At 61.3% G+C, this 11,454-nt stretch carries 12 protein-coding genes and 1 tRNA gene; 6 read left to right on the top strand and 7 right to left on the bottom strand.

Annotation, left to right across the window (positions count from 1 at the left end; translation table 11 throughout):
* Nucleotides 1-58: 58 nt before the first annotated feature.
* Nucleotides 59-134 (bottom strand) — tRNA-Val (locus tag ACR0NB_RS13295).
* Between the two features lie 77 nt (nucleotides 135-211).
* Nucleotides 212-1,465, bottom strand: coding sequence for an aminotransferase class V-fold PLP-dependent enzyme (locus ACR0NB_RS13290; protein WP_480775924.1), 1,254 nt, complete (start codon nucleotides 1,463-1,465; stop codon nucleotides 212-214).
* Between the two features lie 240 nt (nucleotides 1,466-1,705).
* On the opposite strand from ACR0NB_RS13290, the gene modA reads away from it, so the two are divergent.
* The 3 genes from modA to modC are packed head-to-tail and all read left to right on the top strand — an operon-like array spanning nucleotide 1,706 to nucleotide 4,273.
* Entirely contained in the window at nucleotides 1,706-2,482 is a 777-nt protein-coding gene (gene modA, locus ACR0NB_RS13285; RefSeq protein ID WP_170436885.1) for a molybdate ABC transporter substrate-binding protein, read from the top strand.
* A gap of 4 nt (nucleotides 2,483-2,486) precedes the next feature.
* Nucleotides 2,487-3,179 (top strand): molybdate ABC transporter permease subunit, encoded by a 693-nt coding sequence (gene modB, locus ACR0NB_RS13280; protein ID WP_170342025.1) that lies wholly within the window; start codon nucleotides 2,487-2,489, stop codon nucleotides 3,177-3,179.
* The gene (gene modC, locus ACR0NB_RS13275; protein ID WP_170460748.1) at nucleotides 3,176-4,273 is read left to right on the top strand and encodes a molybdenum ABC transporter ATP-binding protein; all 1,098 of its coding nucleotides are present in this window, start codon (nucleotides 3,176-3,178) and stop codon (nucleotides 4,271-4,273) included. Before modB ends, modC begins: the two co-directional genes overlap by 4 nt.
* A gap of 9 nt (nucleotides 4,274-4,282) precedes the next feature.
* Here the strand turns inward: modC and ACR0NB_RS13270 are convergent, their stop codons facing one another.
* Nucleotides 4,283-4,795, bottom strand: coding sequence for a toxin-activating lysine-acyltransferase (locus tag ACR0NB_RS13270; RefSeq protein WP_480775923.1), 513 nt, complete (start codon nucleotides 4,793-4,795; stop codon nucleotides 4,283-4,285).
* A 193-nt stretch (nucleotides 4,796-4,988) separates the two neighbouring features.
* Here ACR0NB_RS13270 and ACR0NB_RS13265 point away from each other — a divergent pair, with 193 nt between their 5' ends.
* A complete protein-coding gene (locus tag ACR0NB_RS13265) occupies nucleotides 4,989-5,399 on the top strand; it encodes a hypothetical protein (protein WP_093963058.1) in 411 nt (136 codons plus the stop codon).
* 4 nt (nucleotides 5,400-5,403) lie between these two features.
* On the opposite strand, the gene hemF is transcribed toward ACR0NB_RS13265, so the two are convergent.
* The 4 genes from hemF to clpS are packed head-to-tail and all read right to left on the bottom strand — an operon-like array spanning nucleotide 5,404 to nucleotide 8,481.
* Nucleotides 5,404-6,288, bottom strand: a complete 885-nt coding sequence (gene hemF, locus ACR0NB_RS13260; RefSeq protein ID WP_480775922.1) for an oxygen-dependent coproporphyrinogen oxidase — start codon at nucleotides 6,286-6,288, stop codon at nucleotides 5,404-5,406.
* Nucleotides 6,289-6,296: 8 nt separating this feature from the next.
* Nucleotides 6,297-7,097, bottom strand: a complete 801-nt coding sequence (locus ACR0NB_RS13255; RefSeq protein WP_170365224.1) for an SDR family NAD(P)-dependent oxidoreductase — start codon at nucleotides 7,095-7,097, stop codon at nucleotides 6,297-6,299.
* A 37-nt stretch (nucleotides 7,098-7,134) separates the two neighbouring features.
* Nucleotides 7,135-8,100, bottom strand: a complete 966-nt coding sequence (locus tag ACR0NB_RS13250) for a class I SAM-dependent methyltransferase (protein WP_480775921.1) — start codon at nucleotides 8,098-8,100, stop codon at nucleotides 7,135-7,137.
* Between the two features lie 39 nt (nucleotides 8,101-8,139).
* Nucleotides 8,140-8,481: an ATP-dependent Clp protease adapter ClpS gene (clpS, locus tag ACR0NB_RS13245; RefSeq protein ID WP_093963054.1), complete on the bottom strand. Its 342-nt coding sequence runs from the start codon at nucleotides 8,479-8,481 to the stop codon at nucleotides 8,140-8,142.
* Nucleotides 8,482-8,573: 92 nt separating this feature from the next.
* On the opposite strand from clpS, the gene ACR0NB_RS13240 reads away from it, so the two are divergent.
* Both ACR0NB_RS13240 and ACR0NB_RS13235 read left to right on the top strand, forming a co-directional pair.
* A complete protein-coding gene (locus ACR0NB_RS13240) occupies nucleotides 8,574-9,275 on the top strand; it encodes an HAD family hydrolase (protein ID WP_170367766.1) in 702 nt (233 codons plus the stop codon).
* Between the two features lie 306 nt (nucleotides 9,276-9,581).
* Complete coding sequence (locus ACR0NB_RS13235) at nucleotides 9,582-10,955, top strand: D-alanyl-D-alanine carboxypeptidase family protein (RefSeq protein WP_093963052.1); 1,374 nt, start codon at nucleotides 9,582-9,584, stop codon at nucleotides 10,953-10,955.
* Nucleotides 10,956-11,454: the final 499 nt, after the last annotated feature.

The following is an 11,454-nucleotide window of genomic DNA, read 5'->3' as shown; positions in this document are numbered from 1 at the left end:
GTTGAGGCGGCGCAAGACCCTGCACAGAAATAACTATTGCAAGATCAATGAGTTGGGATGGTGGGTGATGAGAGACTCGAACTCCCGACATCTTCGGTGTAAACGAAGCGCTCTACCAACTGAGCTAATCACCCGTGAGGAGGGATTTAGCCAAGCTGGTGGGCCGGCGCAAGAGGGTCTTTCAGAATTTCTGCGCCGGTGGCCGTGTGTCTCAGGGATTCATGTCCTTCAATGCCGTCAACAAATGCGCAACCTCGTGCTCGGTGTTGTAGTGGCACAGCGAAATCCGGATGCAATCGGACAAGCCCAACGGGTTCAGCACGTTCCCGCTGTAATGGTCGGCCTTGCGGGTGTGGGTTCGGATGCCTTGCGCGTTCAGGCGCGAGACCACGTCGGTCGAGGGCATGTCGCGGACCACGATCGACACCAGTCCTTCGCGGGCGGGGTTGTCTTCTCCGGCCAGAATCGCGACGTGATCCATATCGCGCAGGCCGGGCAGGTTGCCCACGCCGTTGATCATCGCGTTGGTCAGATGGGTCTCATAGGCATGAATCGCCTGGCCGGCGGCCTCGATTCTGGTGCGTTGGTCAGGGGCATCCGACACCTGGCCGCCCAGCCAGTCGAAATAGGCAACCACGTCGGACATCGTGGCGTAGGCGCCGGTATCGCGCGTGCCGAATTCCCAACCATCAGCTGGCGCGTCAATCAGTTGGTCATGGGGCAGGGCGGTCAGCCGGTCGGAGATCCAGGCAATGCCGTAGCCATGCCGGGAAAACACTTTGTAGGGTGAAATCGCATATCCATCGACTTCATAGCTGTCGATATCCAACTGTCCGTGTGCTGCGTGCTGGATGCCATCGACAATGATGAAACAATCCGGCGACACCGCCCGGATCGCGCGCGAGATTTCAGCCACGTCCATTCCCATTCCCGTCACCGGCGAAGCGTGCAGGATCGTGGCGACCGCGACGTCCGGTGTCATGTGGGCCGAATAATCTGCGGCAGTAACCAAACCTGTCGCGTCGTTATGCGGCACGTTCACATAGTCCAATCCGGCAAGGCCCGCCCAGCGGCGCGCGGCGCTGCGGCTGGCGGGATGTTCGATCGAGCTGCCGATCACCTTTGCCCCTTTTGGCGCATTCACGCAGGCCGTGCGGATCATGCGGAACAGCAGCTCTGTTCCGCTTTCACCCACGAAGAACTGCCCCGAAGGCGCATTCATAAACACGGCAAGATCTGCCTTGGCACGGCTGATGATGTCGACCAACGCGTGACTGGCGGGGTTGTCCCGCCCCTGATTGTCCGGGATGGCCGCAAAACGGGCCGAGGTTTCGACCACCGAGTTCAAGGTCAGTGCGCCGCCGGCATTTTCGAAAAAGATGCGGGGACCCTGAAAGGGGCAGCTGTCCACATGGGCAAACCGCGCGCGAACGGTGTCGATCAATCTCGGGGTTTGGTGCAGCATGGTGTACGTCCTGTTTAGTTCATGCCCAGACTCGTCTTGCGAGTTCGCGACATCAATTTCGTTTGCGACAGATTGCGGGTTTGGGATGCCGCCTTTTTCTCCGGGCTTACTCTTTCGACGCCGGAAAGACCAATTGATTCCGGACTCTGCATGGCACGCCGGCGGGAATACACCTTGCCTGCGGCCCGCTGCCTCCGATATGCCAAAAGCAGTGCGACCGTCCGAACAGGAGAGCCGGGGATGCAGTTCGACACATGCCGCCGTCTTGTTGCGGTTGCCGCCGTTTGCGGCGCGTTGGTTGCCCCGGTTCGGGTTGCGGCGGCTGAGGTCCTGGTGTTCGCGGCGGCCAGCCTCAAGACCGCGCTGGACCAGATCGCTCCGGAATTCGAGGCCGCGACAGGTCAACAGGTTACGGTTTCCTTCGCAGCATCTTCCGTTTTGGCCCGGCAGATTCAGCTGGGCGCGCCGGCCGATCTGTATATCTCGGCCAATACCGCCTGGATGGATGTTCTTGAGCGGAACGGAGACATCGACCCGGCGTCGCGCGTCGATCTTGTGGGCAACGGGCTGGTGCTGATTGCGCGCGCAGGGCAGCCCAGCGAACAGACGCTTACGCCGGACTTCGATCTGAGCGGTCAATTGAAAGGCGGCTATCTGGCGATGGCCCTCGTTGATGCGGTTCCCGCCGGAATCTACGGCAAGGCCGCGCTGACTGCCCTGGACCTGTGGAACGATGTTCAGGATCAGGTGGCTCAGGCCGACAACGTGCGCGCGGCGTTGGCGCTTGTCGCAAGTGGCGCGGCACCAATGGGTGTTGTCTACCGATCCGATGCGCAGGCCGAGGCTCGGGTGGATGTGGTCGGAGTTTTCCCTGAAGGCACGCACCCGGTGATCGTCTATCCCGCAGCCCTGACCGCGACCGCACGGCCTGAGGCGCAGGTTTTCCTCGACTACCTGCAGAGCGAACCGGCGACCGGCATATTCAAGGCGCAGGGTTTCACCCTGCCGCACGGATAGCGCCATGGGTTGGCTGGGTCCCGCCGAGATCGAAGCGTTGCGATTGTCGCTGCGCGTCTCTTTCTGGGCGACGATCGTTTCGCTGCCACTCGGGATATTCGTGGCCTACGCACTGGCCCGCTGGAGGTTTCCCGGCCGACAAGTGCTGAACGGTCTGGTGCATCTGCCGCTTATCCTGCCACCGGTCGTGACCGGTTATCTGTTGTTGCTGACCTTCAACGTACAAGCCCCGGTTGGTCGGGTGTTGGCTGATCTGGGCGTCGTTGTGGCTTTCCGCTGGACCGGAGCCGCGCTGGCCGCCGGGATCATGGCATTTCCGCTGATGGTTCGGGCAATCCGCCTGTCGATCGAGGCGGTTGATCCAAAACTGGAGCAGGCCGGAGCGACGCTTGGGGCATCGCAACCTTTTGTCTTTGTCACCGTGACTTTGCCTATGATCTTGCCGGGGATCATCGCTGGGGCAATCCTTGCCTTCGCAAAGGCGATGGGCGAGTTCGGAGCCACGATCACCTTCGTGTCGAACATTCCCGGCCAGACGCAGACCCTGCCGTCGGCCGTTTATGCCTTCCTTCAGGTGCCGGGCGGTGAGAGTGCCGCGATGCGACTGGTCATCATCTCGATCGTCATCGCCATGGGGGCGCTGCTTCTGTCGGAATATGTGGGGCGTCGCGCAGCGGCCCGGGTGGCCGGAACATGAGCCTGTCCGTGCAGATAAGACACCGCCTGCCGGGCATTGACCTGGACATCCTGTTCCAGGCGCCGCGGGGTGTGACGGTGCTGTTCGGACGATCGGGGTCGGGCAAGACCACCATTGTGGATGCCGTGGCCGGGTTGCTGCGCCCTCAAGCCGGGCGGGTCGCGGTGGATGATTGGGTGCTGTTCGATACCGAGCAAGGCCAATGGCTGCCCCCGCATCGCCGCCGGCTGGGGTATATCTTTCAGGAAGGCCGCTTGTTCCCGCACCTGACCGTGCGCCAGAACCTGTCGTACGGCCGGTGGTTCGCTCCCCGGGACGCGCGTCGTGAAAACCCCGATCACGTGATAGAGATGCTGGGCATCGGCCACCTGCTGGACCGTCGCCCCGCCCACCTGTCGGGCGGTGAAAAACAGCGTGTCGCCATTGGCCGTGCTCTGCTGGCAAGCCCGCGGTTGATCCTGGCCGATGAACCTCTCGCTGCGCTGGACGAAGCCCGAAAGGCCGAGATCCTGCCCTATTTCGAGCGATTGAGAGACGAGGTCTCGGTGCCGATCCTCTATGTCACGCATTCTGCGGCCGAAGTGGCCCGCCTTGCCACCTCGGTCGTGGCGTTGCAGGACGGCAAGGTGCTGCGGCAGGGACCGGCCTCCGAAGTGCTGGCGGATCCCTCGGTTGCGCCGACAGGTGTGCGGGCTGTGGGTGCGGTGCTTGAGGTCAGTGTGGCCGCGCATCACGAAGATGGCCTGACGGAACTGACGGCAAACGGTGTCCGACTGTTCCTGCCGCGCATCCCGCATTCGGTTGGCGACGCGCTTCGGATCCGCATCCCCGCCCAGGAAGTCATACTGTCGGACCGAAAGCCCGAGGGTCTGTCGGCGCTGAACGTCCTGCAGGGCACCGTCGAGACCGTGCGCGCGGGCGAAGGTCCGGGGGCGATCGTTTCGGTCCGAACACCGGCGGGCACCTTGCTGGCCCGTGTGACGCGCCGGTCGGTCGATGCCCTGGCGTTGCAGCCCGGCAAACCGTGCCACGCGGTCGTCAAGACCGTAGCGCTGGCACCGCAGGATGTCGGCGGGCGGGTCGCCAAGTCTTAGGTGGCAGGGTCAATCACCCTGTTCTTTCAGAAGCTGCGAGAACTCTTTTTTCCGGTACAGCTTCATGTGGACCTTGCCGGCCTCATCCCGGGTCCATTCGACGATGCGGTTTCGGGTCATGTCGCTGTCCATGCGGTTCGTGCGCACCCTCGGGTGCGGAATCTCGCGTTTCAGAATCTCGACCATCTGGTTGGTCTGCCCGAAAGGCGCGACCAAGTCGACGATCCAGAAAGATGAACCGCTGGTGAAATCAGTATCCATCAACGGCTTTTCCTGCACCGCATATCGGTATTCCGCTTCAGGGATGAGCCCGGCAAAGGTCACGAACCCGCGCGGGAATCCGTTTTGGCGAAAGATGTGATACTGCCCCAGCCGCAAAGGCGTTTCGAACGCGTACAGAACCTGGGCGAGGCTGCGCTGCTGGTGGGTTTTGGTCAGTCCGGCAAGGTAGAAGAGCGCGCCGAAGTCGGCGTATTTCTCGGGAGAGAAATCAAACCAGTCCTTTGGAAATTTTCTGCTCAAACCTGACCTCAACCCCTTGGGACATCGGCAGTATATCGGGCAAAAGTCTTGAAATGGTATTCGTTTTCTGTCGCCTCCGCAGCGGAGCGGGCTTGTGAGCGCGGCCTGTTTCCAAAGGTAACCCGGTTTGGCTTTACTCAATGGGCAGGCGGCCTATGATTGGAGCAACCCGGTTTTTTGGCGGATAGTTTTGATGAAGCATTCGATTTCAGCCCTGGTTCTGTCTGCAACACTGTTGGCTCCAATTGCCGCACAAGCTGTCGGGTTCGGCATCGGCGTCCGCCCGACCTACCGCACCGAGATAAGATCCGTCGGAGACGGTGTGTACGAGGTCAAGGCAATCGGGTCGTCAGCCCCTGTCAACTACTGGTGCGGGATCGGCGATTTCGCCATTCGGCAGTTGGGTGTCCCCGGTTCGCAACGGATCTACATCTGGAGGGCTTACGAGCCGGGTGTCCGAACCGTGCAATTCTCGTTGAAGCCGCCGCCGGGCGTGGATACCACCCCCGGCTATTCAATCACCGTCAAGCGGGTGGGCGAGAACATGTCGGCGTCCTCAGCGCAGAACTACTGCTACGACAACTTCATGGATTTCGGGTTCTGACGTCTCAGACCCACTTGGCCAGCGGCGGCAGGCTCATCAGCACGGCGTCGGGGTCATGCCCGGTTTCCAGGCCGAATTTCGTGCCCCGGTCATAGACCAGATTGTATTCGGCATAGAGCCCGCGGTGCACCAGCTGGGTGTCTTTGTCGGCTTCGGTAAAGGGCTGCACGCGCCGCTTTTCGACCAGCGGCAGAAAGGCCGGCAGGAAAGCGCGGCCAATGTCCTGGGTCAGCGCGAAATCGGCCTGCCAGTCGCCGGTGCAGTAATCATCCATGAAGATCCCGCCGACGCCCCGCGCGCGCTTGCGGTGCGGGATGTAGAAATACTCGTCGGCCCACTCCTTGAGGCGCGGATAGTGCCCTGGTCCGTGCGGGTCCAGATGCGCCTTCTGCGTGGCGTGGAAATGCGCCGTGTCCTCGGGGTACTCGATGCAGGGGTTCAGGTCGGATCCGCCGCCGAACCACCAGGCATGGGGCGTCCAGAACATGCGGGTGTTCATGTGAACGGCCGGGACATGCGGGTTTTGCATATGCGCCACAAGGCTGATGCCCGAGGCCCAAAACCGCGGGTCGTCGGTCATCCCGGGGATGCCCTTGCGCGCGGCCATCGCCTGTTGTGCCCGCTCGCCCAGCGTGCCGTATACCGTCGAGACATTGACGCCGACCTTCTCGAACACGCGGCCGCCGCGCATGACAGACATCAGCCCGCCGCCCGCGTCGGATCCATCTTCGGACTGGCGTCGGGTTTCCTTGACCTCGAACCGCCCGGCGGCGGCATCGGAAAACGGCACCACGTGGTGGCTGTCTTCCAAAGCCTCGAAGGCCGCGACGATTTCGTCGCGCAACTGGCGAAACCAGGCCGAGGCGGTGGATTTTTCCGTTTCAAACATCGTCAGGCTCAATGCGCGGGAGCGGCAACCGGGTCCAGAAGGGTCCGTCCACCGTCAATTGTCAGGACTTGCCCGGTAATGAACGCAGCCGCGTCCGAGGCAAGGTATTGCGCCGTTTCGGCCAGCTCGGCCGGGGCGGCAATGCGGGCCAGTGGGGTATGATCCTCAATGTCCCGCCGATAGTCCCGATTGTCTTTCAGGGTGGCCTGCAGTGATGCGCTCATGACCGACCCCAACGCAATCGAGTTCACGCGGATCCGATGAGGCGCAAGCGCCACTGCTAGGGACCGGGTCAACTGGTCCTGCGCGGCGCTGGAAACCGAATAGGCCAAAAGGCCTGGATGCGCGCGCTGACCGGCGATCGAAGACAGGTTGATGATCGAACCATTCGGCCCGTCTTCCTGATCCTCGGATTGTTTGATCATCCGCTTGGCCACAAGCTGGCTCAGCCGCAGAGCGGGCATCAGGTTCTGGTTCAGAAGAGTGCGAACCGAGTCGTCTTCCAGGTCCAGCGGATCCGTCGGGATGACCTGTCTGGCCCCGTTGACCAGAATATCGACCTGATCGAATGCATCCAGAGTGGCCGAAAGGAGGTTGGCGATCGTCAGCTTTTCGCGCAGATCACCGGCGAAGTAGCGGACGTTGCTGTCGTCGGCCTGTTCGCCCAGTTCTTCTGCCAGACGTTTCTCGTCCATGTCGGCGAACATCACGTTGGCGCCCGCATCGGCAAAGTGACGGCCGATGGCAAGGCCGATGCCGTTGGCGCCTCCGGTAACGATGGCGGTCTTGCCGGCTATGGAAAAGGACATGTGTTTCCTCCTGAGTCGCGGCGCAGGTTAATCGGCTTCACCGCCGAGGGCGAGAGGCGTGGAATACCTTGAACCGGTTGTCGCCTGCAATTTCCTCGACCCGCGCAAACGCGTCAGTCAAAGTCGTTTCATAGGGGAGATGGCGGTTGGCGACCATCCACAAGTGGCCCGAGCGGGACAGGTTGCGCGCGGCGGCGGTGATGAACCCACGCCCCAGGTCGGGATCGGCGCTGCGCGACGTGTGAAACGGCGGGTTCATGACAACGGTGTCCACGGGTTCTGGCGCAGACCACGTCACCGCATCTGCCCAGTGGAACTGTGCCCTTGGGTCGGGCACGTTGGTCCGGGCGCATGTCAGGGCAGTATGGTCGGCTTCGACGAGATGCAGCGTGCGCACAGTGTCATCCTGCAGCAGCCCGGAGGACAAATAGCCCCACCCGGCACCCAGATCGGCGACCCGAGGTCCAAGCTTTGGTGGAAGGGTCTGGCGCAACAGTGCCGAAGCAGGATCGACCCCGTCGGCCGAAAACACCCCGGGCGCGGTTTGGAAGCCATCCGCCATCTGTCCTGTGGACGCGGCCCAGTCTGCAAATGCGTCGGGGTTGGCCTTGAACCAGAAGATCTTGCCATGCGCCTTGGCGATGGGGCCCTCGATCTCGACCCGCTTGCGAACGTCCTTCAGCAAGCTGTCCACGCCATCTGTCTTGGCACCATCAACGGCAACCGTTCCCGAGGCCCGGCTGCACGCATGATGGATCATGGCGCGTGCCTGCGCTTTGGCGCGGGGCAGAAACAGAACCACGTCTTCGCAGGTGCTGTCGGTTTCGGGCACAGCTGCAAAGCCGTGGCCCCGGAAATGGTCGTGGAATGGTTTGAAAGGTTGAACAACCTCGACACCGTTCGGTAGCGCCGACAGGTCATGATCCGGCGTCGGTCCAACGACCGATATCGGTTCCGACAGGGTCAGGCCCGAGTCGAGGGCGAGAGACAATCGTGAGGACATCAGAGCGGGTTGAAGGGGGCAGAGGCGCGCGTCGCGACCCTACTCCTCTCTCTCCATGGTGCATTGAAGCGGGTGTTGGTGCCGACGAGCGAAATCCATCACCTGCCCAACCTTGGTCTCGGCAATCTCGTGGCTGAATACGCCGACCACGGCTACACCTTTCTTGTGCACGGTCAACATGATCTCGAAGGCCTGCGCATGGGACATCCCGAAGAACCGCTCGAGCACATGCACCACGAATTCCATGGGCGTGTAGTCGTCGTTCAACAGCAGCACCTTGTACAAGGGCGGTCGTTTGGTCTTGGGCTTGGTCTGAACAAGGATTGACGTGTCGCCATCGTCTTCCGATTTGCCAGCCATCATCCAACGGGCTTCAATCATGTCGCGAGATTTTCCGATTCACACTTCGGGTCGTTTCAGGGCTTATATAACGTCGACCCACCCAGAGGAAAGAGCAACCGGGCGGATTCGAAATGGATGAAAACCTGACCATTGTCGCTTTCGACGCTGACGACACCTTGTGGCACAACGAGCGTTTCTTTCAGCTGACCCAAGCGCATTTTGCTGCGCTGCTGGCGGATCATGCGGACCGTGACCATCTGATGGAGCGGTTGTTGGCGGCCGAGAAGCGCAACATCCGCCACTATGGGTACGGCATCAAGGGTTTTGTCCTGTCGATGATCGAAACAGCAATCGAGGTAACGGAAGACAGGGTACCGGCCAGGGTCATCCGCGAATTGATCGAAGCCGGGCAGGAGATGCTGTCCCACCCGATCGAGCTGTTGCCTCACGCGCGGGAAACGGTCGAGACAATCGCAGGCACCCATCGTATTGTTCTGATCACCAAGGGTGATCTCATTGATCAAGAGCGCAAACTGGCCCAATCGGGATTGGGTGAACTGTTCGACGCGGTCGAAATCGTGTCGGAAAAGACCCCCGACACCTATCGCGAAGTCTTTCGGCGGATGGGGCAGTCACCTGCCGGTGCCATGATGGTCGGCAATTCGATGCGGTCGGATGTGGTCGCGCCGATCCAGGCGGGGTGCTGGGGCGTACACGTACCGCACGGTCTGGTGTGGGAGATCGAGCAGGCCGAGATCCCGACAAGCCATCCCCGTTTCCGGGAGATACGCGATTTGGGAGATCTTCCTGATCTGGTCCGGCAGATTTCCTGACCTGTGACAGATTGGCCCCAGTTTCAAATTTTCACGACGAAGCCGCGCCAACTTTCTGACATCTTCGCCGTTTTGGTGGCGGCCATCCGTTGGGCCGCAACATCTAGACGCCACCGAGCAGAGCCGCTGCCGCGGATTTTTCAGCTTTCGGTTTATTTCAGCAGTGCTGTGTGTTAGCCTTGACCAAATAATCAAAAAGGCTGACCGGGAAAACTCGGCGGCGCGAGGCAGACAGAGGCAAAGATCGTGCAGATTCGGCGGATAGTTCCGGCGCGGGCGGGCTTGCTCGTAGTCACTGTGATATGGATGGCGCTTGTCCTGGCGACTCAGGCGCTTGCGGCTCCTTATGCGGCAATGGTCATCGACGCCAGAACCGGAGAGGTTCTGCATTCCCGCAACGCCGATACCAGGCTGCACCCTGCTTCTCTCACCAAGATGATGACCCTCTATATCGCCTTCGAAGCGGTGCGGAACGGTGAGATCACGCTGGACACCCAGGTGCGGATAACCAAGGCCGCGGCCGCCGAGCCGCCCTCCAAGCTGGGCCTGCGTGCGGGCCAGACCATTGCATTCCGCTATCTCATCCGCGCGGCAGCTGTGAAATCGGCCAATGACGCCGCGACCGCGATCGGCATCGCTCTAAGCGGATCCGAGGCCGCCTTTGCGCGCCGTATGACCCGGACCGCCAAGGCCATGGGCATGAGCCGCACAACCTTCAAGAACGCACACGGGCTGACCGAAGCGGGCCATCTTTCGACTGCGCGTGACATGACCACGCTGGGTCGGCACTTGCTTTATGACTATCCTGAGTATTACAACCTGTTTTCACGCCAATCGACACATGCGGGCATCAAGACTGTTCCGAACACCAACCGGCGGCTGCTGGCAGCCTACCGGGGCGCCGACGGCATCAAAACCGGGTACACGCGCGCTGCGGGCTTCAACCTTGTTGCTTCGGCCAAGCGTGGTGACAAACGGATCATCGCAACCGTGTTCGGCGGCAAATCCAGCACTTCGCGCAACGCCAAGGTGGCCGAGTTGCTGGACATGGGATTCCGGCGCGCCCCGTCTCGGGCTCCGATCCGCAAACCTGCCCGTCCGGCATATGCCGGGAATACTGGGCTGGGTGGCGCCACCCAATTGGCCAGTGCGGTCCGCGCACCACAGCGCAGCCTTCGACCTGTGATGCGACCTGGGGCAGGGGTTGCCATTCAGGTTGCCGGCGCCGTGGCTGAAACCGCCGCCAAGAACGGTGCACGTATTCAAGACGGCATTGCCGCAGCGATCGCCGCAGCGGATATCGCGCCGACGGCGCCTCCGGTCGAGAACGCCGACACGCGCCCGGCCCTGCGCCCCGAGAACCTTGTGCTTGCATCGACCGAGCCCGCAGAAGTCGTGGCCGAGCCCGAGCAGGAGGTCGTTACCCGTTTGTCCACGTCGGGCGGGCATCTTTGGGGCGTCAATGTCGGACGTTACACCACCCGCTACGAAGCCGAGAAGGTTTTGCTGAAGACGGCTCTGTCGGAAATGACGACACTGGAAGGCACTTTGCGCAAAGTGAACCAGAGTTCACGCGGGTTCGACGCGACCTTCCAAGGCATGACCCGCGAGCAGGCGGATCTGGCCTGTCGCCGCCTGAAGGCGCGCAATGTCACCTGTTTCATGATCGGGCCATCATAAGGTCCGACACTCTCTCCTGGATCGTTGCTGGCCGCGAATGGATTTCGCGGCCTTTTTTTACGCCTTGAATGCGGCGGTCCAGCGGTCCGGTCGGAAGCCAATTGCCCAGTGGATGCCAAAAGCAGCAGAGTGGCGCAAAACGCTGTGTTCGGCGCTTCAGCGCTTGTGCGTTCCGAGCCGCAATTCGGGTGCAGAGTGAGTCGACTCACGGGGCGCGAGTCGAGTGTTCTTGTGGTGGTGTCAGGGCGCTTTCGCTATATATAGTGGTCTCGTGGCGTGGGGCTTTGAAATCAGCGGGTCGGGCTTGATCTCCGGGGGTGAAATTCCCAAGGACGGAGCTAGGCGGCTGTTATCTAAGTAACTGACAAATATTGATAAAAATAAAATCAGCAAAAAAGTTCGGCAGTTTGTCATTTTCTGCTTGCGGTGATTTGTAGTTATCCTTAGAACGCCCTTCACCGGCGCTGCTGAGGCGGTGTTGGTTGGTCGGAAGGACGGC

The sequence above is a fragment of the Ruegeria sp. CG3 genome (genome assembly GCF_056537205.1).
The sequence above is the reverse complement of the archived record's forward strand: the minus strand, read 5'-3'. Positions and strand labels throughout refer to the sequence as shown.